Source organism: Halomonas zincidurans B6 (genome assembly GCF_000731955.1).
Lineage (GTDB): Bacteria > Pseudomonadota > Gammaproteobacteria > Pseudomonadales > Halomonadaceae > Modicisalibacter > Modicisalibacter zincidurans.
In genome coordinates this window covers 2,661,965-2,682,593 of sequence record NZ_JNCK01000001.1, presented here as the reverse complement: position 1 = coordinate 2,682,593, position 20,629 = coordinate 2,661,965, and the positions used below count along the sequence as shown (strand labels likewise).

Here is a 20,629-nt window from a genome sequence, read left to right as displayed (position 1 = left end):
GCCGCTGCCGGGCGGCTCAGCTCGGACGCTGGCAATTCGGCGTGCGGCCGTTGGCCCGGGCCTGCTGGTAGGCGGCAAGCGCCTGGTCCATCTGCGCCTGCAGGCCCTCGATGCGCTGGCCGTCGCTGGGATGGGTCGACATCCACACTGGGGGCTGGCCCTGGCTGTTGGCCGACATGTTCTGCCAGAGATTGATGCTTGCCCGCGGATCGAAACCGGCCTGAGCCATGAGCTCGAGCCCCAGCACGTCGGCTTCGCTCTCCTGGGTGCGCGAGAAGGGCTTGATGATGCCGTATTCGGCGCCCATGCCGAGTAGCCCCATCAGCTGCTGGCCACCCTGGCTGTCGAGGCCGGCGGCCGACTGCAGTACCGACAGTCCGGTCTGGGTTGCCGCCTGAGTCGAGACCCGCTCGTTGGCGTGCTGGGCGAGTACGTGGGCGACCTCGTGGCCGAGCACGGTGGCCAGCTGGTCCTGGTTCTCGGCGACCTTGAGCAGCCCGGTGTTGACGCCGATATATCCGCCGGGCAGGGCGAAGGCGTTGGCCGAATCGTCCTTGAAGATCTTGACCTCCCAGTTTTCGCCGCTACTCGCGGCCTGGGTGACGGACTGGGCCACGCACTGCACGTAGTCGGCCGTCTGGCCACCGACCGTGGGCAGTTGCTGTTGATACTGGGCGAAGCTTTGCTCGCCCATCCGATCGAGCTCTTCATCGGAGAACAACGTCAGCTGCGAACGCCCGGTGGGCGTCTGGCTGCAGGCGGCGAGGGTCAGTGCCAGCGCCCCGATGGCGCCACGGGTCTTCCAGTGCATCGCTTGTCGCTCCTTGATGGGATGCCGCGCGGTCGGCATCGCGAATTCGTGGTCGCGGCGTGGTGGACCGCTCCGCTGATCGGCTCCAAGATACCCCGATGGGCCGGTGGGTCAACCGGATGCGCCTCTACCTTTATCGGGAACAAGGTTCCCTCCCAGTGCGCCCGTGAAGGCGTGCACACAACTCGGTGGAAGTCCGAGTCGGGGTAAGCCATGGCCCCGTAGTCGAAGGTAACTGCGTCGCCGCGAGGCGGGGTGGAGAGCAACCGGAGGCGAACTGGCGGTCCGTAGGATGACGAACTCGATTCGGCCGGGTCAGGTGGCGAGCTTGCTGGGAGACAGCGAAGCCTGAAACGCACCCGTCGCGCTGGGGTGGCGGCTAAAGCGACGGCAAGACACGCCCGTTGGGTATCCCTACCGTCAAGGACCGCATCGTTCAGGCGGCGCTCAAGCGTGTCATCGAACCGATTCTCGAGCACGAGTTCCTGCCGATGAGCTATGGCTTCCGACCAGGAAGAGGCTGCAAGGACGCCTTGCGGGCCGTCGATGATGGCCTCAAGGCCGGCATGACCTGGGGGGTCGACGCCGACCTGCAGGGTTACTTCGACAGCATCCCGCATGACCGCCTCATGAGCCGTGTTGAGGAACGGCTCAGCGATGGTCGGTTGTTGTCACTGCTGCGTGCCTGGCTGACGCAGGACATCGTTAGCGAGATGAACTGCTGGAGCCCCACCGCGGGAGCGCCGCAAGGAGCGATCATCAGCCCCTTGCTGGCGAATCTCTACCTGCACCCGCTGGACCAGGAGATGACCCAGCGCGGCTATCGCATGGTGCGGTATGCCGACGACTTTGTCATCCTCTGTTACAGCGAGCAGGAGGCCCGGCAGGCCCTGGCCCACGTGCAGGACTGGGTGATGACGAATGGCCTGACCCTGCACCCCGACAAGCCCCATATCGGTGACTGTCGACAACGCGGCGAGGGCTTCGACTTCCTGGGCTACCGCTTCGAGGCGGGAAAGCGCTGGGTACGTAGGAAGAGTCTCAGAGCCTTCAAGGACAAGGTGAGAAGCAAGACGCGGCGGACGGAAGGCAAGAGTCTGCGGCAGATCATCGCCTCACTCAATCCTCTGCTAAGAGGCTGGTTCGGCTACTTCCGACACGCCTATCGGACAACGTTCCGGCCGTTGGATGGCTTCATCCGCCGACGGCTTCGCGCCATCCTGCGCAAGCAGGAGAAACGCCCTGGGCGTGGCAACACCGGAACAGACACGCGACGTTGGCCCAATAGGTTCTTCGCCGCTGCCGGGCTTTTCACCCTAGCCGAAGCCTGGCAGCAAGCGAGCCAATCACGATGTTGAAACCATCGACTGGAGAGCCGTGTGCGGGAGAACCGCACGCACGGTTCGGAGGGCGGGGAGGCGAAGCCTTCCCGACCCCTATCAGGAAATGCCCAAGCCCAATGGGCCTCCCGGGTTTGGTGGGAAATGGGATGGACCCGTCCCCCCGTGTGCCAAGATGAGTGTGTAACGCCATCTATCGGTGCACGGGGCACCCACGGCATCCCGAGAGGAGGGTTCATCCATGAACAACATTAGCATTGTGGGTATCGATCTCGCCAAGCATGTCTTCCAACTGCACGCCATCGATGCACACGGCCGTAAAATCTTCGGCAAGTCGGTGAGCCGGCAGCAACTGCGCCTGACACTGAGCCAGATGCCGCCGTGCCAGGTTGCGATGGAAGCCTGTGGTTCGGCCCATTACTGGGCGCGCGAGATCCGCGCGATGGGGCATGACGCGCGCCTGTTGCCGCCCCAGGCCGTGAAGCCCTTCGTCCAGGGCCACAAGAACGACGCCCGCGATGCCGCGGGGATCGCCGAGGCGGCGGCGCGCCCCGCCACGCCCCACGTAGCCATCAAGACCGAGGCACAACAGGCGCTTCAGGCCGTGCATCGGGTACGCACGCGCCTGGTTCGCGAGCGCACGGCGATCGGCAATGAGCTGCGCGGGCTGATGGGCGAGTTCGGGCTCGTGGTGGCTCAGGGCCACGCGGTGCTTCGCCAGGGCGTCGCCCGAGAGCTGATCGACCGCCACCGAGAGCGGCTGGGTAGCGCCCTGTGCGCCCTGCTGGACGACCTGATCGCCCAATGGCGTGAGGTGGACGAGCGGCTCAAGGGCTATGACAAACAGTTGATGGGGCTGGCCAAGGCCTCGGCGGAGGCCGAACGGCTGATGAGCGTGCCCGGTATTGGCCCGATCAACGCCACGCTGTTGCTGAGCCACCTGGGCGATCCCCGGCGTTTCCCCAACGGCCGCCAGTTCAGCGCCTCGATCGGTCTGGTACCGCGGCAGTTCTCCAGTGGCGGCAAGGCGCGGTTGAAGGGCATTACCAAGCGGGGCAACGGCGAGGTGCGACGCCAGTTGGTGCATGGGGCCCGGGCGGCCTTACGCCAGTTCCAGCGCCAGGCGACCCCCGACCGGCTGGCCCGTTGGGTCTGTGAGCTGGCGGCGCGCGTGGGCCAACGCAAGGCGATCGTGGCGCTGGCCAACAAGCTGGCCCGGATCTGCTGGTCCGTGCTGGCGCATGGCCGGCCTTACCAGCCTCAGGGCCAGGCGATCTGAGGGCCGGAAGGCCAGACGAGAAGGCAAGAAGCGGAAGCGGATACAGCAAGGAGTTTTCCCGAGGTTGCGCGGGCAAGTTGCCTCGATGACATGATCGGCAAGACCGGCTCTCTGGCACACTGATAATTCGCTAGGCCCATTGAGGCCGCGTGGGAGATAAGAGGCCAGAGAGCGCGCATTCCATCAGGGCCCGGTGCCGCAGCAGGTGCCATGAAGAGGCCGGATATAAGCGTGCAGTCTCACCTCATGTCTCGTCGCGGCTGGCTTGCACAACGGGACGGGTCCATATAAGCTAATTCATTCGCGATAGCGGTGGGCAGTGTTATCTGCCGGGGCGGGCGTTCTCGGGCTGGCGCGAGCGTTTTCCGAGCCAGGGCAGGAACTTGCTCAACCGCAGATTGATCACCGCCAGCCCGGCGATAACCAGCGTGCCGCCGGCCAGCTTGTTGACGCCCAGCGAATCGTCGAGCAGCCAGACGCCGAGGATCACCGCGAACACTGGCATCAGCAGCGACAGCGGCACGACGCGGCTGACCGGGTGCTTCTGCAGCAGCCGGTACCACAGCCCGTAGGCGACGATCGACGACATCACCGCGGTGTAGAAGACCGCGCCCCAGCCGCTCGCCCCGGCGGCCGCCAGCGCCGCCAGCTGGTCGTTCTCGAACAGCCAGCTTTCCAGCGCCACCTGGGGAATCGCGAACAGCGCGATCCAGCCGGCCAGCGTCAGTGGTGCAATGTGCACCGCCGCCTTGATCAACAGATTGGAGATCGCCCAGAATAGCGCGCTGCCCAGCAGCAGGGTGGTGGGCAGGGCATCGGGCAGCGACGGCCCGCCGGCGAGGATCGCCACACCGGCGAACGATAGCGCCAGGCCGATCGAGCGTCGCGCATCGAGGCGCTCCTTGAGGAAGGCCGCGGCGAGCAGGGTGGCGAAGGGCGTGCCCATCTGCACCAGCAGCGCGCCGGTGCCGGCCTCGGCCTCGCGCAGCCCCAGAAACAACAGCGGGAAATGCAGCCCGCCGAAGGTCACCGAGAGCAGCAGCAACCAGGGGAGCTGGCGGCGAGTGATGCGGGTGAAGGGCACGATCAGCACCGCGACCAGCATGAAGCGCAGCGTCATCAGCAGCAGCGGCGGCATGTCGGCGACGCCGAGCTTGATGACGATGATATTGAGCGCCCAGATGACGATGACGGTGAGACCGAGCGCTAGATCGCGTAGTGGCACGAGGTGTCCCTGAGTATGGGTGGCAGGCCTGACGTAAGGGCGAGCCCCGAGTATAAAGAACGGGTGGGGTGGCGGCGAGGCGCGTGGCGACCATCGCAAGGATGACTGAACGGAGGCGGCAATGGGTAATCGGCGACAAGCGGGAGCCGGCGCGGCCGGGGTGGCCGGAACGATAAGACAGTGGTTGGCCATGGCACTGATTGTCCCGCTGGCTAGCCTGGCAACGACGGCCCTCGCCGAGCAGAATGGCAGCGGGCTGGAGCGCGCACGGCTGATCATCGATAGCGGCGAACGCCGTTATGAACTCGAGGTCGAGATTGCCCGCGAGCCGGATGAGCGAGCGCGTGGCCTGATGAGCCGCGAGACGCTGCCGGCCGACGCCGGAATGCTGTTCGTCTACCCCCGCGAGCAATCGCCCCAGGGGGCGTTCTGGATGCGCAATACGCTGATTCCGCTGGCGATCGCCTTTCTCGGCAGCGAGGGCGAGATTCGCGCCATCAAGCGCATGGTGCCGTGTTCCGGCGAGCGGGCCAGCGACTGCCCCACCTATCCTGCGGGAGTGCCCTTTCGCGCGGCCCTGGAGGTCAACGACGGCTATTTCGTCGCGCGGGGCATTGAAGTCGGCGATCGGGTCGACCTGCCATGACGAGCGAGGGTTTCTTTCGGGCGTGCGCGCTTTACAATGGCTGATGTTCGATATCAACCCGGTACCCACCCGGTGCCGGGTGCTGCTGGCGAACGGCCACGAGCCGGTCGCGGCGGGTCCCCACCCCAATGGACCTGCATGCTCAGGAAGCCGCTCAGCTTCCCATAATAGCCAATAAAATCAGTCAGACCGGGTCCGCCGGCTGGCGCATGCAAGGATTCGGATCATGATCACACGCCGCTTCACCGGTCTTTCTGCCGTCTTGGCAGGGGCCGTTTTACTGTGCACCGCGCTGACCGCCCAGGCCCGCGAATACTCGGTCTCGACGGTCCTCTCGGACGCCTTTCCCTGGGGCCAGGCGGCCGAGAAATGGGCCGAACTGGTCGAGCAGCGCTCCCAGGGACGCATCACTCTGCGCGTCTATCCCAACTCGCAACTGGTCAACGGCGACCAGACCCGCGAGTTCTCGGCGATGCGCCAGGGGCTGATCGACATGGCGGTGGGCTCGACCATCAACTGGTCGCCGCAGGTGCCCGAGCTCAACCTGTTCTCGCTGCCGTTTCTGATGCCGGACTACGCCGCGGTCGACGCGATCACCGGCGGCCAGGCCGGCGAGCAGATCTTCGCGGCGATCGCGTCGCGCGGCGTCAAGCCGCTGGCCTGGGGCGAGAACGGCTTTCGCGAGCTCTCCAACTCCAAGCTGGCGATCGATTCGCCCGACGACCTCGAGGGACTGAAGATTCGCGTGGTCGGCTCGCCGCTGTTCCAGGACACCTTCACCGCGCTGGGCGCCAATCCCACCCAGATGAGCTGGGCCGATGCCAAGCCGGCGCTGACCACCGGCGCCGTCGACGGTCAGGAGAACCCGCTGTCGGTATTCGACGTGGCGCGTATCGACCAGGTCGGCCAGAAATACCTGACGCTCTGGCATTACATGAACGATCCGCTGATCTTCGCCGTCAATCGCACCGTCTGGCAGCAACTGCCCGCAGAGGACCGCGAACTGCTGCGTCAGGCGGCGGTCGATGCCGGCGCGTGGGAGATCGAGTTGTCGCGTGGGCAGCGCGACCAGCGCCTGGCCGACATCCAGTCGCGCGGTGTCGAGGTGGTCGAGCTCAGCGATGCACAGCGTCAGGCATTCGCCGAGGCGACCCGGAGCGTGTATGACGAATGGACCCCGCAGATCGGCGAGAAAATCGTCGCGGCGGCGCGCGAGGCGGTCGCTAACCGCTGATCCTGGGGTTGTCGGCTTGCCGGCCAGCGTCCTGGCCGGCTTCGTCACGAGGTCTTTCATGAAACCGCAACCGGATGCACGGCTCGAGCGCCTGCTGGCGAGCCTCGGGCTGATGATCATCGCGCTGATCAGCCTGGCCAACGTGGTGGTGCGCTACGTGACCGACGCCTCGTTCGCCTTCACCGAGGAGTTCTCGGTTTTCCTGCTGGTGGTGGTGACCTTTGCCGGCGCGGCGGTGGTCGTGCGGCGCAGCGGGCATATCCGCATCACTCTGGTCGAGCGCGCGCTGCCGCCGGGGCCGCGGCGGGCGTTGATCCTGTTTCAGGGCCTGGCGGGGCTGGTCGTGCTGGGCCTGATCGTGGGTTACGGGGCGCAACTGGCCTGGCAGGAATACCACTGGCAGTCGCTGTCCCCGGGGCTCGGCGTGCCGCTGTGGTGGTACCTGGTCTGGCTGCCGCTGCTGGCGCTGGCGATGCTGGTGCGGCTCGTCCAGCAGATTCGCGATCGCCTGCGCGGTGGGCTCGACGATGAGTGCTGATCTTTTGATGATCGCCAGCTTCCTGCTGTTGCTGCTGGCCGGCGTGCCGGTGGCGTTCTCGCTGGGCCTGGCCGGCGCGGTGGGAATCGTCACCGGCCTCTCGCCGGCGATGCTGGCGACGCTGGGCACCAACACCTACAACAGCATCGCCAAGTACCCGCTGATCGCGATACCGCTGTTCATTCTCGCCGGGCTGGTCTTCGAGCGCGCCGGGGTCGCGGCGCGGCTGGTGCGCTTCGCCCAGGCGCTGATCGGTGCGCGGCATGGCGGGCTGGCGCTGGTCGCGGTGCTGGTGTGCCTGATCATGGGCGGGATGAGCGGCTCGGGGCCGGCGGACGCCGCCGCGGTGGCGATGGTGATGCTGCCGAGCATGACCCGCGCGGGTTACCCAAAACCGTTCTCGGCGACACTGATCGCCGCCTCGGCATCGACGGCGATCCTGATCCCGCCGTCGGTGGCGCTGATCCTGTATTCCATCGTGGTGCCCGGGGTCGACCTGCGCGCGCTGTTCGCCGCCGGGCTGTTCCCCGGCGTGCTCGCCGGCCTGGCGTTGCTGGTGCCGGCATTCTGGCTGTCGCGCCGGCATGGCTGGGAGACGCCCGGCGAGGTCGAGCGCCCGCCGCTGGGCGAGAGCTTTCGCCAGGCGATTCCGGCGCTGTTCGCCCCGGTGTTGATCCTCGGTGGCCTGCGCAGCGGGCTGTTCACGCCCACCGAGGCCGCCGTGGCGGCGGTCGCCTATGGCGTGGTGGTGGGGCTGTTTCTTACCCGCGAACTCGACTGGCGCGGGCTGTGGCGGCTGTTCGGCGAGGCGGCGACGATCTCCGGGGTGGTGCTGCTGATCATCGCGCTGGCCGGCATCTTCGCCTGGGCGGGCACCATGCTGGGTACTTTCCGGAATCTCGCCGAGTGGCTGATTGCGCTGTCCGACAACGGTGCGGTGCTGCTCGCGCTGATCATGCTCGCGGTGCTGCTCGCCGGCATGCTGCTCGATGCGATCTCGATCTATCTGATCCTGATGCCGATCCTGATTCCGGTGATGCAGCATTTCGAGTGGAATCCGGTGTGGTTCGGTATCCTGCTGGCGATGAACATCGCCATTGGCCAGTTCACCCCGCCGGTAGCGGTCAATCTGATGGTGACCACCGAGGTGGCCGGCATTCGTCTCGAGCAGACCCTGGGCTGGGCGCTGGTGTTCGTCATCGCGATGGCCGCGGCGCTGCTGGCGGTGGCGCTATTCCCCGAGATCGCCCTGTGGCTGCCGGGGGTGCTGGGCTACAATCTGTGAGCCCGGCGCTGATTGTTTCGATGGGGCGTCGCGGCATTTCACGCCTGCAGCATGGTCGTTGGCTTTGTAGCCCACCGAAGGTACTCCGTTTTCAACGACTTAGTCAGTAAAAGGGCTGTCGTCCGCGGGTCGCTTTGGGTAAGATTGGCGTGCCGCAGCCGCAGTACCCGTGTCGCCGAGTGCTCCGGCGAGCGCTGATCGCTTTTGCAGCCCTGTGTAACCGTGCGTATCTTGACAGGGCAACGATTATTTCAGCCAGGCGGTCGTCATCGTCGATGCGCTTGGCGAATGCGCAGGATCGGTTCGCCTGCCAGCATGCCCGGTATCGTCCGATGAGCCATGTCGAGATGAATTGGCCAGGGACCGAACACGTGACAACAACCCAAATGAGGTGTCTTGCATGAAACGCCAGTTACTTTCCGCCGCTATGGCTTCCGGCGCCATCCTCGGTGCTGCCACACTCGCTGCACCGGCTCAGGCCCAGCAGAACTTCCTCACCATCGGCACCGGCGGCCAGACCGGCGTTTATTACGTCGTTGGCCAGTCGGTCTGCCGCATGGTCAACCGGGTCGAAGAGGCCAACATCAAGTGCAACGCGCCCTCGACCGGCGGTTCAGTGGCCAACATCAACGGCATCAAGTCCGGCGAGCTGGACATGGGCGTCGCCCAGTCGGACGTCGCCTATCGCGCCTACAACGGCGAAGGTAACTTCGAGAAACCGTTCAAGGATCTGCGTTCGGTATTCTCGATGCATGGCGAGCCGCTGACCTTGTTGGCCCGCGCCGACGCCAACATCGACGAGCTGGATGACCTCAAGGGCAAGCGCGTCAATATCGGCAACCCGGGCTCCGGCCAGCGCGCCACCATGGAAGTGCTGATGGACGCCAAGGGCTGGGACAACAGCGTCTATTCGCTGGCTTCCGAGCTGACCGCCGCCGAGCAGGCTTCCGCGTTGGCCGATAACAACATCGACGCCATGGTCTACGTGGTCGGCCATCCCAACGGCTCCATCCAGGAAGCCACCACCACCGTGGATGCCAACCTGGTGCCGCTCGACGGTGAGGCGGTCGATTCGCTGGTCGAGAAGTACCCGTACTACTCAACGGTCACGATTCCCGGCGGCCTGTACAAGGGCAACCCCGACGACGTCAAGACCTTCGGCGTGATGGCGACCGTGGTGACCGACGCCGACACCGACGCCGACACCGTCTATCAGACCGTCAAGTCGGTATTCGAGAACTTCGATCGCTTCAAGAAGCTGCATCCGGCATTTGCCAACCTCAAGCCCGAAGAGATGATCAGCAAGGGGCTGACCGCACCTTTGCATGAAGGCGCAGCGCGTTACTACAAGGAACAGGGCTGGATCGAATAAATCCTCGAGACCTCCTGCGATGAGCTGATGCGCGGCCACCCGAGAGGGGGTCGCGCATCGTTGATTGTTGCGGGCCGCCGCGCCCTTGCGGCGGCCTACACTGTAGCCAGTGTCAGCCAGGGCGTGTTGCGCCGCTGGCTGGCCTCTCTCGAATGACAGGGCACTCTACATGGCTGAAAGAAACAAGCCTGCGGCCAGTTCGAACGAGCTGGACGATCTGGTTGCCTCCAGCGATACCGGATCGCGCAAGCTGGCCGGGACACCCAATCGTATTATGCTGGGCACGGCGGCTGCCTGGTCCCTGTTTCAGCTGTGGATCGCCTCGCCATTGCCGTTCCTGGTGGGCTTTGGTGTGTTCAGTGCCACCGAGTCGCGGTCGATTCATCTGGCCTTTGCCATGTTTCTGGCCTACATGGCCTATCCGGCGTTCAAGCGCTCGCCGCGGGATCGGGTGCCGGCGATCGACTGGGTACTGGCGCTGGTCGCGGCAGCTACCGCGGCCTATCTGTATGTATTCTACGAACAGCTCGCCCAACGCCCCGGTGCACCGATCCTGCAGGACGTGATCGTCGCCGTGACAGGGATCGTGTTGCTGCTCGAGGCAACGCGGCGTGCATTGGGCCCGCCGCTGATGATCGTGGCCATCGTGTTTCTCGTCTACTCGCTGGCTGGCCCCTACATGCCGGCCATGCTGGCGCATCAGGGCGTCAGTCTTGAAGGACTGGCCAACCATCAGTGGATCACCACCCAGGGTGTGTTCGGCATCGCGCTGGGCGTGTCGACCAGTTTCGTGTTCCTGTTCGTGCTGTTTGGCGCCCTGCTCGACAAGGCCGGTGCCGGTAACTATTTCATCAAGCTGGCGTTTTCGATGCTCGGTCACTACCGTGGCGGGCCGGCCAAGGCGGCCGTGGTCGCTTCGGGCATGACCGGGCTGATCTCCGGCTCGTCGATCGCCAACGTGGTGACGACCGGCACCTTTACCATACCGATGATGAAGCGCGTGGGCTTTTCCGCCGAGAAGGCCGGCGCCGTCGAGGTGGCTTCGTCGGTCAATGGACAGATCATGCCGCCGGTGATGGGAGCCGCTGCCTTCCTGATGGTCGAGTACGTGGGCATCTCCTACGTCGAGGTCATCAAGCATGCCTTCCTGCCGGCCCTGATCTCCTACATCGCACTGATCTACATCGTCCATCTGGAAGCGCTCAAGGCCGGCATGCAGGGCTTGAAGAGCAACAACCCGGTCAAGCCGTTGCTCAATAAGGTGATCGGTTTCCTGACCGGACTGATCGGGCTAATGGCCCTGTCATTCATTGTCTATTATGGCCTGGGCTGGCTGAAGCCGGTGCTCGGCGAAGCCACGCCGTGGGTGGTGGCGGTCGTGCTGATGGTCGTCTACGTGGCGTTGCTCAAGGTCAGCGCGCGTTATCCCGAGCTCGAGGAGGACGACCCCAACGAAGCGATCGTGCTACCCCAGACCCGGCCCACATTGATGGTCGGCCTGCATTACATCCTGCCGGTGATCGTGCTGGTCTGGTGTCTGATGGTCGAACGCCTGTCGCCGGGACTGTCGGCTTTCTGGGCAACCGTGCTGATGATAATCATCATCGTCACCCAGCGACCGCTGATCGCGATCTTCCGTGGGCGCAGCGACATGGCGGCTGACATTCGCGCCGGGTTCCAGGATCTCTGGGAGGGCCTGGTCAACGGCGCGCGTAACATGATCGGCATCGGTATCGCCACCGCGGCGGCCGGAATCATCGTCGGTGCGGTCTCGCAGACCGGGGTCGGCCTGGTGCTCGCGGAACTCGTCGAGACCCTGTCGATGGGCAACCTGTTCCTGATGCTGCTGCTGACAGCGGTGCTCAGCCTGATTCTCGGCATGGGCCTGCCGACCACCGCCAACTACATCGTGGTGTCGGCCTTGCTGGCTCCGGTCATCGTTACCCTGGGGCAGCAGAACGGGCTGCTGGTGCCGCTGATCGCGGTGCACCTGTTCGTGTTCTATTTCGGGATCATGGCCGACGTCACGCCGCCGGTGGGACTGGCTTCGTTCGCAGCGGCGGCGGTGTCGGGCGGCGATCCGATACGCACCGGCTTCCAGGCCTTCTACTACAGCTTGCGCACCGCAGCCCTGCCGTTCCTGTTCATCTTCAACACCGACCTGTTGCTGATCAATGTCGATCTCTGGCACGGCCTGTTGATCTTCGTCACCGCCACGGTGGCGATGCTGATCTTCGCGGCCGCGACCCAGGGCTTCATGCTGGTCAGGAACCGCTGGTACGAGAGTCTGCTGCTGCTGGTCGTGGCGTTTGCGCTGTTCCGCCCGGGGTTCTGGATGGACATGCTCGACGATCCCTATCGCAACGTGCCGACGGCGCAGTTCGAGCAGGCGCTGGGCAGTCTCGATGAGGGTGGGAGTCTGCGTGTCGAAGTGGCCGGGCTTAACGACTACGGCGACCCGGTCAGCTTCTTCGTTCGCGTGCCGTATCAGCCGGGCGCGACTCCGAGCGAGCGGATGGACAACCTGGGCCTGATGCTGATGCAGCAGGACGGCGAGACGCTGGTCGACATGACGACGTTCGGCAGCCCGGCCAAGGAGCTTGGCTTCGACTTCGACCAGCAGATCGTCTCGGTCCAGGTGCCGGAAGACGGGCGCCTGGCCAAGGAATGGATATGGGTGCCGGCGCTGGCGATCTTCATCCTCATCGTGCTCTTGCAGAGGCGTCGCCGAGGCGCGTCATCGACCAATGCCGTATCGGCTGCCTAGCCGGCCAAGGAGGATCGTCGCATGTATCAGAAGATCGTTTTGCCCGTCGACATGAACGAGCCGGCTTCATGGGAGCGCGCCCTGCCCACGGCGCTGGCGCTGTGCCGCACCTTCGGCGCCACGTTGCATGTCGTGACCGTGTTGCCCGATTACCACATGCCGCTGGTCGGCAGCTTCTTCCCGGCCGATTTCAGCGACAAGGCGCGCCAGGCGCTCGCCGATGCCCAGCATCGCTTCGTCGCCGAACACGTCCCTGACGACGTGCAGGCCCGCTGCGTCATCGCCGATGGCTCGCCCTACGAAGGCATCATCGAGTCGGTGCGCTCGGTCGGCGGCGATTTGATCGTCATGGCCTCGCATAACAGGCGCAAGCTGGCCGACTGGATACTGGGACCGAATGCCGAGCATGTCGTTCGTCACGCTGGCATTTCCGTGATGGTGGTACGTTAGTAGGTCTGAATGTTGAATCGGGCAAGCAAACAGGACGTGGCAAGCCCTCATAAGTGAAGCACGCGCTTCGATGAGAGGTTCAACCATGCGCCATTTCCTGTCCCTGACACTGTTCAAGCTGCTGATGGTGGTGCCGACATCGCTCTGGGCGGATACGCCGTTGCCGGTTCCCGAGGGGCGGGTGATCCTCAGCGTGACCGGCAAGCTCAGCCATACCAATGTCGGTGACGCCGCGGTCTTCGACGCCGCGATGCTCAAGGCACTGGGCATGCATACCGTGGCGACGCGAACCCCCTGGACCGAGGGCGTCTCGCAATTCTCGGGGCCGCTGGGGCGCGACCTGCTCGAGGCGGTCGGGGCGCAAGGCGACTCGTTGATCGTCAAGGCGCTCAACGACTTCGTCGCCGAGATCCCGGTCAGCGATTTCATCAAATACGATGTCATTCTGGCGATGATGCGCGACGCAAAGCGCCTGACGGTGCGTGACTTCGGGCCGCTCTTCATTCTCTATCCGTTCGACCAGCAACCCGAGCTACAAACCGAGAAGATCCGCTTTCGCAGCGTTTGGCAGGTCGCCAGCATCGAGATTCGATGAACGGCATGTACCCGTCGAGTCGAGGGCAGTAGCGTGCGCTATCCATTACGGCTCAAGTGGGCCACGGCGGCGGCGGTGTTCTTTTTCGTTGCTGCGCTGGTGGTCGTCAGCCTGATCTTCCGGGGCCAGGGCAGCCTGGTGCCGACGATCGGCAGCGATGCCGCCTGGGTCGCCTACAAGCTCGACCGCGAAACCATCGAGCTGCGCAACCAGCTATTGCGCAGCGAGTACGGCTCACCCCCGGAGCTCGACGAGCTGCAATTGAGTTTCGACCTGTTGTACAGCCGCTCCTATCTGCTGCGCGATGGTCAGATCGCCGAGCTGATTCGCTCGATTCCCAGGGTGCAAGGGCTTGTCGAGCCGGTTCTCGATCAGATCGAGGCACTCGACGACGACATGCGGCGTCTCGCTGGCCTCGATGCCGCCGCCGTCGAGCGCTTGCAGGCGGGTTTCCAGGCGCTCGGCGATAGCACTCAGCGACTGGTGATGGCGATCAACGAGCACTTTGCCCGGACCAAGACCGCGGCTCGGGAGACCATGTTCCAGCTGTATACGGCGCTACTGGCGCTGATCATGCTGATGAGCCTGGCGACCGTCATCGTGGTGCGCTTGTTGTTTCAGGAGGCGCGTGCCAACGACGCCTCTCGGCGCACCCTGGAGGTGCTCAGCCGCGAACTCGAAGTCACCGCGCACCGCGCCGAATCGGCGAGTCGCGCGAAGTCGGACTTCCTGGCGGTGGTCAGTCACGAGATACGCACCCCGCTCAACGGCGTGATCGGCATGAGCGCGCTATTGATGGAGCGTCAGCGCGACGCTCAGTCGCGGCATTATGCGCTGACCATCCACGAGAGCGCCGAGATTCTGCTCAGCCTGATCAACGACATTCTCGATTTCTCCAAGATCGAGGCCGGGCGGCTCGAACTTGAAATCGAAGCCTTCGATCTCGAACGCTGCATCGGCAGCGTCGTGCAGTTGCTCGCGCCGCGCGTGGAGGGCCTGCCGGTGAAGCTTGAATGGCGCATCGAGCCGGGCGTTCCCGCCCAGTTGATGGGCGACCCCGGTCGGCTGCGCCAGGTACTGCTCAATCTGGTGTCCAATGCGCTCAAGTTCACCACGCGTGGCGAGGTCGTGTTGTCGGCAGCGCCCGGCGGGGCGGGGCGGGTGCGCTTCACGGTCAGCGATAGCGGATGCGGCATTGCCGAATCGCGTCAGTCGACGCTGTTCGAGCCATTCCGCCAGGGCGACGTCTCCACGGCGCGGCACTACGGCGGCACCGGGCTGGGCCTGGCGATCTGCAAGCGCCTGGTCAACGCCATGGGAGGCACCATCGGCTTCGTCAGTCAGCCCAATCAGGGCAGCCGTTTCTGGTTCGAAGTACCGCTGCCGCGTGCCGAGACGCTGGCCGTGCAGGCGCCGTCGCGGCTTCCCTTCCCGCCGCTCGGCGAGACGCCGTTCCATGGCCGGGTGCTAATCGCCGAGGACAATGCCGTCAACCGGCGGGTGGCGATCGCGCTGCTCGAGCGCTTCGGCCTCGAGATCGATGTCGCCGAGAACGGTCGGCTGGCCGTGTCCCGGGCGCTGGCCGGCGACTATGATCTGATCTTCATGGACATGCAGATGCCCGAGCTGGACGGCATCGAGGCCACTCGCGAGATTCGCGCCGCGGGCGGCGCCCGGGCCGAAGTGCCGATCGTGGCGATGACCGCCGGGGTGCTCGATGGCGTCCGCGAGCGCGCCCTGGCGGCGGGCCTCAACGATTACCTGACCAAGCCGGTACTGCCCGGCCAGCTCGAGCGGATGCTGAACCGCTTCCTGACGGCAACGCCGGAAACGTGGCAACCAGCCATCAACGCCACCGACCCCGGCAGCTTGGACGAGGCGCTGATCGACCCCGAGGTGCTGGCCGAGATCAAAAGCGCCTTGGGTTCGAAGATGGTCGATGAACTGGTGCAGCTCTACCGGCAACAGGTGCCCGAACGCCTGGCCGAGCTCGACGCGGCGGTGAGCGGCGATGGCATGACGCTGGCCGAGCAGGCGCATCGTCTCAAGGGCGAGTCGAGCGGGCTGGGACTCAACCGGGTGACGACGATGGCGACGGCGCTCGAGCGCGACGCGATCCACCTCGACGTCGCCGATCGCCGCCTGCGGGTGACGGCGATCGCGGCGGCGCTGGGCGACACGCTGGAGGCGCTGGAGCGCCTGGACGCAACGACCTGACGCATCAGCGAAAGCGCGTGTCGAGCCCGTCGCTGCCCAACTGGCTCATCTCGCTGGGTCGGCCTTCGGCGTCGAAGCGCACATAACCGATGCCCGCGCCGTTCCACAGCCGCTCGCCGGCCTTGGCGCGATCGGGCGTCAGAGGCTGGACGCGCATCCGGCGCCGCTTGGTGAACCAGTTGAGGGGCGACCAGGGCGCGTACAGCCAACGGTTGAGGCGATCGAACCAGTCGAGCAGGGTATCGGGAAAGCTGTTCTTGATGCCGCTGCTGGTGATCTGCCAGATGTCGGGGCCCTGCTGGCGGGCGCGCAGGCGTACCCGATAGACGAACGAATAATGCACGTCGCCGGAGAGGATCGTGTAGTGCCGCGGGGTGCGGGTATGCCGGAAGATATTCAGAATCACGCTCGCCGCGCCGCGATGGGCCATCCAGTTCTCGGCATCCACCAGCAGCGGCTTGCCGAACAACGTGAACAGCCGCTGGACCCCCTCGATCAGCTTGACGCCGAACACCGGCGCCGGTGACACCACGATGACCGTGGGCTCGTCGAGCAGATCCTGCTGGAAGTCGGTCAACGCCTCCCAGTCCATCAGCCCCGACGGCCGGTGACGCGCGCGTTCGCTGCGCCAGCGTCGGGTGCGCGTATCGAGCACCACCAGTTTGGGTTGGCTGGCCAGGGTGTATCCCCAGTCGCCCAACTGCAGCAGTTCGCTGATCAGCGCATCCTGGCGAGCGGCCGGCAGGCGCTCCTCGGCGACCCGTTCGAACAGCTCGGTAAGCGCGCTCAGCGGCATCGCCAGGCGGTCGGGGTCGTTGCCCCAACCCTGGCAGAGCAGGTAGGCGAGCAGCGCGTTGCCGATGATGCGTCGCGAGAAGGGGTTGCCGTAGGCGGTCTCTTCCCAGGCGGCGGTCAGATTCCAGTCGTCGGTGATGTCGTGATCGTCGAAGATCATCAACGTCGGCAACTGGGCCATGACCCGGGCGACCGCCGGCAGTTGCTCGGCGAAAGCGTCGATGATCGCGGCCTCGTCGGCGTAGCGCGCGGCGTCCTTGGCGCCTAGCGCCGGCGTGGCGGGGGCGATCAGCCGCCACGGCACCGGCGAGAATACCAGCAGGTACATGGCCAGGATTTCAGCGAAGGTGATCAGATGGTTGGCGGCGCTGGCGGTGGTGAAGATGGGCTTTTTCACGCCGCCGAAGAAGCGCTCGCGCAACGCCTCGTTGGATTCGAACTCGGGCAGCAGCCGCTCGCGGCGATAGTAGCTCTCGGGGGCGGCGTACAGTGCATCGCTGTCGGCCACCACTGCGCCCTCGAGAGTCTCGCCAACCAGCCCCAGCCGAGCGATCAGCGCATGGATGGCCACCAGCATCGGCCCGGCGACATCGTCGGCGTAGATCTGATCGCCACTCAGCATCACTAGCGCGGGACGCGCTTCGGCCCGGTCATGCTGCGGCTCGAGCCAGGCATCGGCACGCGCCAGGCCATCCTCGCCAGGGTGATGCGGCCGTCGGCAGGAGCCGTGCAGCAGTGCATCGATGCGCGACTTGACGACGAACGCCGGGCGCTGCTGACCGGGATAGAGCAGGTGCGGCGCCCAGTCGGCAATGCCTGTGCCGGCGGAGTGCCCGTCGGCTATCCGCAGGTCATAACCGATCAACGTATCGCCGGGCAGCGGGGTCTCCAGGCTGACGTCGATCAGCTGGATCACGGCGTGCCGACCCACGCTAAGCTGCTGACGATGCGCCGAATCGAGGCCGACCTCGATCGGTCGGCCATCGGGCGGATGGAGCGTCAGGGTGAGTTCCAGCTTGCGGCTGGTGGCCAGCCACAGCACCACGCGGCAGGGTTCCAGCCGGCGCAGCAATGGGCCGGCCAGCACCTCGGGCAATGCGTCGCGGGTGTCGGGGGCTGGCGTGGGGCGGTCGTCCATGCAGGGGTGGCATCGTTGGCGGTGGTGATGCCAGCTTACCGGCCCGCGCGGTCACTGGCCATGCCCGTGCGCCGGCAATCGCTACGCCTCGGGGTAGGCCTGTTCGGCGAGGCAGGCCCGCACTTCCTCGTCGTCGGTTTGCTCGAAGCGCCAATACCATTGACCGACCGCGCTGAAATTCTCCGGCGTGGCCAGGCAGACGACGTCATCGGCCTCGCGGCTCAGCGAGGCGAGGGAGTCGGCGGGTGCCACCGGGACCGCCAGAATGCAGCGCTCGGCACCCAGCTTGCGTACCGCGCGAAGTGCCGCGCGCATCGTCGAGCCGGTGGCGATGCCGTCGTCGACCAGCACCACGTCGCGCCCGGCGAGTGACGGAAACGGCCGCTCGCCGCGATAGCGCGCTTCGCGGCGCTCGAGTTCGTCGCGCTCGCGATCGACGACGCGCTGCAGGGCGCGAGCGTCGATCGCCAGGCGCTCGATCAGCGCTTCGTCGAGCACGCTGACGTCGCCACTGGCCAGCGCGCCCATGGCGAATTCCTCATGCCCCGGCACCCCCAGCTTGCGCACGATCAGCACCTCGAGTGGCGCCTTCAAGGCTTGTGCGATCCGCGCCGCCACCGGAACGCCGCCACGCGGCAGACCGATGATCAGCGGGTGGCGATAGCTCTGCCGCCGGAGGCGCGCGGCGAGCCGGTCCCCGGCATCATGGCGGTCGCGCAGGGGGAGTTCGGTACGCTCGTCACGAAAGGGAAGGTCGGTCATGCTGCCTCCGCTAACCAGTGTGGTTGCCATGCCTATAGCGTGGCCGTCGGTCGCCGATCTGGCCAGCGAAGCGTACCCGACAGACTGTCAGGCACGCCGATAGCGCAGCGTACGCTCGACCATCTCGGCGCCGGGCTTATAGTCGCCGCGTGTCGCGGCGATCGCCCGGGCCAGCGTCAGCTCGACGATCCGCGCATGGTCCTGCGGCAACGAGTTGACCGGTTGCGGCAGGAAGTCGAGCAGCCGGTCGTCGCCGAAGGTGGCCAGGCGCAGCGATGCCGACAGGCCGCCATTGGCGAGCAGCACGTCGAGTGCGCCGTCGAGCAGAGTATAGGAAGCGGTGACCAGGGCGTCGGGCAGCCCGTCCTCGTCGATGAGCCGCTGCATCAGTCGCGCGCCGTCGGCCCGGTCGTAACGTTCACCGGTACGGATGGATGCCTCGCAGGGGTGTCCCGCCAGGGCGCGCTGGAAGCCCTGACGCCGTTCGCGAGTGATCGACAGCGCTTCGACGGCATCGAACAGCACGATGTGCCGTACCCGCTCGTCGAGCAGCGAGCGGGTCAGCGCTTCGGCCGCGGTCGCGTTGTGGCTCAAGATGCACACGAAGTGCGACGGGTCGAGGGCGCGATCCACGGCGATCACCGGTAGGCCGCCAGCCATCAGCTCGCGATAGAAAGGGTCGTCGGAGGCCAAACTACTCGCCACGATCAGCGCCTGACAGCGCTGCGCGCGCAGCGCCAAGGCCAGGTCGCGCTCGGTGTCGGCATCGTCGTCGGAGCCGGCGATCAGCAGTTGGTAGCCCTGATCGCGGGCGCCGCGCTCGAGACGCTTGGCGAGTCGCGCGTAACTGGCGTTCTCCAGGTCGGGGATGATCAGCCCCAGGGTGCGGCTCTGACCGCGGCGCAATGCGGCGGCCTGGGCATCGACCCGGTACTGGTGACGCTCGACCATCGCCATCACCCGCTCGACCGTTTCGCGGCTGATGCGGCGCTCCTCGGCCTTGCCGTTGATCACGTAGCTGGCGGTGGTGCGCGACACCCCGGCGAGCCGGGCTATTTCAGCGAGAGTCATTGGTCGTCCTGTCGATGGTTGATAACCCGGGCGAGGGTCGTGGCATAGACGCGCACAACGCCAGATTCATTTTAGGTTCATCGTATTTTGCCGGTAAACGCGGCTTCACTGGGTGCATGCCACAGCGCCTTGAGCTGGCTATTGAGGGTACAGCGTGGCCAGCGGCTGTGCTTGATCTCGCGTCGACCAGCAGCACGATCCTCACGTAACCGATGGCATCATCGCGCCGCCGAACTTGGCGTAATGCAACCAGGATTCTAACAATCAACCCCCCTTAATCTGATTAACGCCGACTCGGTTGCTTAACCATGGTATTTTTTATTCTTTATTTTCAATAGCTTATTGCAAATTCCTGGCATGAAGCCTATGGTTTTCCTCTCCTTGCCGATAGCCGGATTCAGCCTGCCTTGCGGGACAGGTAAAGCCGCTTAACCAGCAGTGAGCTTATGAATTTTCTTTCTCTAGTAGGTTTGGCGTTTGCAATGTCGACCGATGCCTTCGCTGCGTCGATAGGCAGAGGCGTTTCGCTCGGGCGAACTCACCTGGTTGAAGCGCTGCGTATTGGCATTATTTTCGGAACGGTCGAAGCGATCACTCCTGTGATTGGCTGGGGACTGGGGATGGCTGCCAATAGGCTGGTTTCGAACTGGGATCATTGGGTCGCCTTTGCTCTGTTGAGCATGCTCGGTCTCTCCATGATTTATAAGGGACTCAAGTCGGATGGGGGGGAGCCGGAGGACGAGAAAAAGGATGCCGGGTCGAAATCTGTGCCTTTTCTAGCGCTTACGGCTATTGCCACGAGCATCGATGCGATGGCGGTTGGTATTACCTTGGCTTTTACCGACGTCAACATCCTTGTTGCAGCTGCAATAATCGGCTTGGCGACAACACTGATGGTCACGATCGGTATCATGCTTGGGCGGGCTATAGGCTCGCTGGTTGGTAAGCGGGCGGAGATCGTTGGTGGCCTTGTCCTGATCGGCATAGGCACATGGATCGCCTACGTATCCGTGGTCGGATGATAGACTGAAGGCTTGTCCGGGAATAAGAATTTATCCATGCCCCGACAAAACCCTCGGTATCAAGGACTTCAGCCATGGGCGT

Annotated in this window: 16 protein-coding genes and 1 pseudogene; 12 read left to right on the top strand and 5 right to left on the bottom strand. The window is 65.1% G+C overall.

The genetic code is table 11. From position 1 onward, the window contains the following. Positions 1 to 16 precede the first annotated feature (16 nt). Positions 17 to 811: a M48 family metallopeptidase gene (locus HALZIN_RS0112500; protein WP_031384544.1), complete on the bottom strand. Its 795-nt coding sequence runs from the start codon at positions 809 to 811 to the stop codon at positions 17 to 19. 398 nt (positions 812 to 1,209) lie between these two features. Between HALZIN_RS0112500 and ltrA the strand changes: the two are divergent. Then, a pseudogene (gene ltrA, locus HALZIN_RS0112495) lies at positions 1,210 to 2,169 on the top strand (group II intron reverse transcriptase/maturase); the annotation flags it as partial. Positions 2,170 to 2,392: 223 nt separating this feature from the next. After that, the gene (locus HALZIN_RS0112490; RefSeq protein ID WP_031384542.1) at positions 2,393 to 3,430 is read left to right on the top strand and encodes an IS110 family RNA-guided transposase; all 1,038 of its coding nucleotides are present in this window, start codon (positions 2,393 to 2,395) and stop codon (positions 3,428 to 3,430) included. A 322-nt stretch (positions 3,431 to 3,752) separates the two neighbouring features. On the opposite strand, the gene HALZIN_RS0112485 is transcribed toward HALZIN_RS0112490, so the two are convergent. Beyond that, entirely contained in the window at positions 3,753 to 4,655 is a 903-nt protein-coding gene (locus HALZIN_RS0112485) for a DMT family transporter (RefSeq protein WP_051907512.1), read from the bottom strand. 190 nt (positions 4,656 to 4,845) lie between these two features. Here HALZIN_RS0112485 and HALZIN_RS0112480 point away from each other — a divergent pair, with 190 nt between their 5' ends. The 9 genes from HALZIN_RS0112480 (at position 4,846) to HALZIN_RS0112440 (ending at position 15,759) form a co-directional block, all read left to right on the top strand. Further along, positions 4,846 to 5,301: a DUF192 domain-containing protein gene (locus HALZIN_RS0112480; protein ID WP_031384540.1), complete on the top strand. Its 456-nt coding sequence runs from the start codon at positions 4,846 to 4,848 to the stop codon at positions 5,299 to 5,301. 226 nt (positions 5,302 to 5,527) lie between these two features. Further along, positions 5,528 to 6,535, top strand: a complete 1,008-nt coding sequence (locus HALZIN_RS0112475) for a DctP family TRAP transporter solute-binding subunit (protein WP_031384539.1) — start codon at positions 5,528 to 5,530, stop codon at positions 6,533 to 6,535. Positions 6,536 to 6,593: 58 nt separating this feature from the next. Next, positions 6,594 to 7,073 carry a TRAP transporter small permease gene (locus HALZIN_RS0112470; protein ID WP_031384538.1) on the top strand — a complete coding sequence of 160 codons (480 nt, stop codon included), beginning with the start codon at positions 6,594 to 6,596 and terminating at the stop codon, positions 7,071 to 7,073. Then, positions 7,063 to 8,358 carry a TRAP transporter large permease gene (locus tag HALZIN_RS0112465; RefSeq protein WP_031384537.1) on the top strand — a complete coding sequence of 432 codons (1,296 nt, stop codon included), beginning with the start codon at positions 7,063 to 7,065 and terminating at the stop codon, positions 8,356 to 8,358. Before HALZIN_RS0112470 ends, HALZIN_RS0112465 begins: the two co-directional genes overlap by 11 nt. A 400-nt stretch (positions 8,359 to 8,758) precedes the next feature. Beyond that, on the top strand, positions 8,759 to 9,730 hold the full coding sequence (locus tag HALZIN_RS0112460) for a TAXI family TRAP transporter solute-binding subunit (RefSeq protein ID WP_031384536.1): 972 nt from the start codon (positions 8,759 to 8,761) through the stop codon (positions 9,728 to 9,730). A 169-nt stretch (positions 9,731 to 9,899) separates the two neighbouring features. Beyond that, the gene (locus tag HALZIN_RS0112455) at positions 9,900 to 12,497 is read left to right on the top strand and encodes a TRAP transporter permease (protein ID WP_031384535.1); all 2,598 of its coding nucleotides are present in this window, start codon (positions 9,900 to 9,902) and stop codon (positions 12,495 to 12,497) included. 21 nt (positions 12,498 to 12,518) lie between these two features. After that, positions 12,519 to 12,947, top strand: coding sequence for a universal stress protein (locus HALZIN_RS0112450; RefSeq protein ID WP_031384534.1), 429 nt, complete (start codon positions 12,519 to 12,521; stop codon positions 12,945 to 12,947). Positions 12,948 to 13,032: 85 nt separating this feature from the next. Further along, complete coding sequence (locus tag HALZIN_RS0112445; protein ID WP_031384533.1) at positions 13,033 to 13,542, top strand: putative pterin-binding protein; 510 nt, start codon at positions 13,033 to 13,035, stop codon at positions 13,540 to 13,542. A 33-nt stretch (positions 13,543 to 13,575) separates the two neighbouring features. Continuing rightward, positions 13,576 to 15,759, top strand: a complete 2,184-nt coding sequence (locus HALZIN_RS0112440) for an ATP-binding protein (protein ID WP_031384532.1) — start codon at positions 13,576 to 13,578, stop codon at positions 15,757 to 15,759. A 4-nt stretch (positions 15,760 to 15,763) separates the two neighbouring features. On the opposite strand, the gene HALZIN_RS0112435 is transcribed toward HALZIN_RS0112440, so the two are convergent. The 3 genes from HALZIN_RS0112435 to cra form a co-directional block, all read right to left on the bottom strand. Further along, positions 15,764 to 17,692 carry an alkaline phosphatase D family protein gene (locus tag HALZIN_RS0112435; RefSeq protein ID WP_031384531.1) on the bottom strand — a complete coding sequence of 643 codons (1,929 nt, stop codon included), beginning with the start codon at positions 17,690 to 17,692 and terminating at the stop codon, positions 15,764 to 15,766. 81 nt (positions 17,693 to 17,773) lie between these two features. Then, positions 17,774 to 18,454: a phosphoribosyltransferase gene (locus tag HALZIN_RS0112430; RefSeq protein WP_051907510.1), complete on the bottom strand. Its 681-nt coding sequence runs from the start codon at positions 18,452 to 18,454 to the stop codon at positions 17,774 to 17,776. Positions 18,455 to 18,541: 87 nt separating this feature from the next. Beyond that, positions 18,542 to 19,525, bottom strand: coding sequence for a catabolite repressor/activator (gene cra, locus HALZIN_RS0112425; protein WP_031384529.1), 984 nt, complete (start codon positions 19,523 to 19,525; stop codon positions 18,542 to 18,544). Positions 19,526 to 19,971: 446 nt separating this feature from the next. Between cra and HALZIN_RS0112415 the strand changes: the two genes are divergently transcribed. Then, positions 19,972 to 20,547: a manganese efflux pump MntP gene (locus HALZIN_RS0112415; protein WP_031384527.1), complete on the top strand. Its 576-nt coding sequence runs from the start codon at positions 19,972 to 19,974 to the stop codon at positions 20,545 to 20,547. Positions 20,548 to 20,629 lie beyond the last annotated feature (82 nt).

Excerpts from the sequence above, each read along its gene's own strand:
- HALZIN_RS0112445 (WP_031384533.1), top strand. The coding sequence starts at position 13,033 with ATGCGCCATTTCCTGTCCCTGACACTGTTCAAGCTGCTGATGGTGGTG.
- HALZIN_RS0112415 (WP_031384527.1), top strand. The coding sequence starts at position 19,972 with ATGAATTTTCTTTCTCTAGTAGGTTTGGCGTTTGCAATGTCGACCGAT.
- HALZIN_RS0112450 (WP_031384534.1), top strand. The coding sequence starts at position 12,519 with ATGTATCAGAAGATCGTTTTGCCCGTCGACATGAACGAGCCGGCTTCA.
- HALZIN_RS0112430 (WP_051907510.1), bottom strand. The coding sequence starts at position 18,454 with ATGACCGACCTTCCCTTTCGTGACGAGCGTACCGAACTCCCCCTGCGC.
- HALZIN_RS0112475 (WP_031384539.1), top strand. The coding sequence starts at position 5,528 with ATGATCACACGCCGCTTCACCGGTCTTTCTGCCGTCTTGGCAGGGGCC.
- HALZIN_RS0112490 (WP_031384542.1), top strand. The coding sequence starts at position 2,393 with ATGAACAACATTAGCATTGTGGGTATCGATCTCGCCAAGCATGTCTTC.
- HALZIN_RS0112470 (WP_031384538.1), top strand. The coding sequence starts at position 6,594 with ATGAAACCGCAACCGGATGCACGGCTCGAGCGCCTGCTGGCGAGCCTC.
- HALZIN_RS0112455 (WP_031384535.1), top strand. The coding sequence starts at position 9,900 with ATGGCTGAAAGAAACAAGCCTGCGGCCAGTTCGAACGAGCTGGACGAT.
- HALZIN_RS0112460 (WP_031384536.1), top strand. The coding sequence starts at position 8,759 with ATGAAACGCCAGTTACTTTCCGCCGCTATGGCTTCCGGCGCCATCCTC.
- HALZIN_RS0112500 (WP_031384544.1), bottom strand. The coding sequence starts at position 811 with ATGCACTGGAAGACCCGTGGCGCCATCGGGGCGCTGGCACTGACCCTC.
- HALZIN_RS0112435 (WP_031384531.1), bottom strand. The coding sequence starts at position 17,692 with ATGGACGACCGCCCCACGCCAGCCCCCGACACCCGCGACGCATTGCCC.
- HALZIN_RS0112480 (WP_031384540.1), top strand. The coding sequence starts at position 4,846 with ATGGCACTGATTGTCCCGCTGGCTAGCCTGGCAACGACGGCCCTCGCC.
- HALZIN_RS0112465 (WP_031384537.1), top strand. The coding sequence starts at position 7,063 with ATGAGTGCTGATCTTTTGATGATCGCCAGCTTCCTGCTGTTGCTGCTG.
- cra (WP_031384529.1), bottom strand. The coding sequence starts at position 19,525 with ATGACTCTCGCTGAAATAGCCCGGCTCGCCGGGGTGTCGCGCACCACC.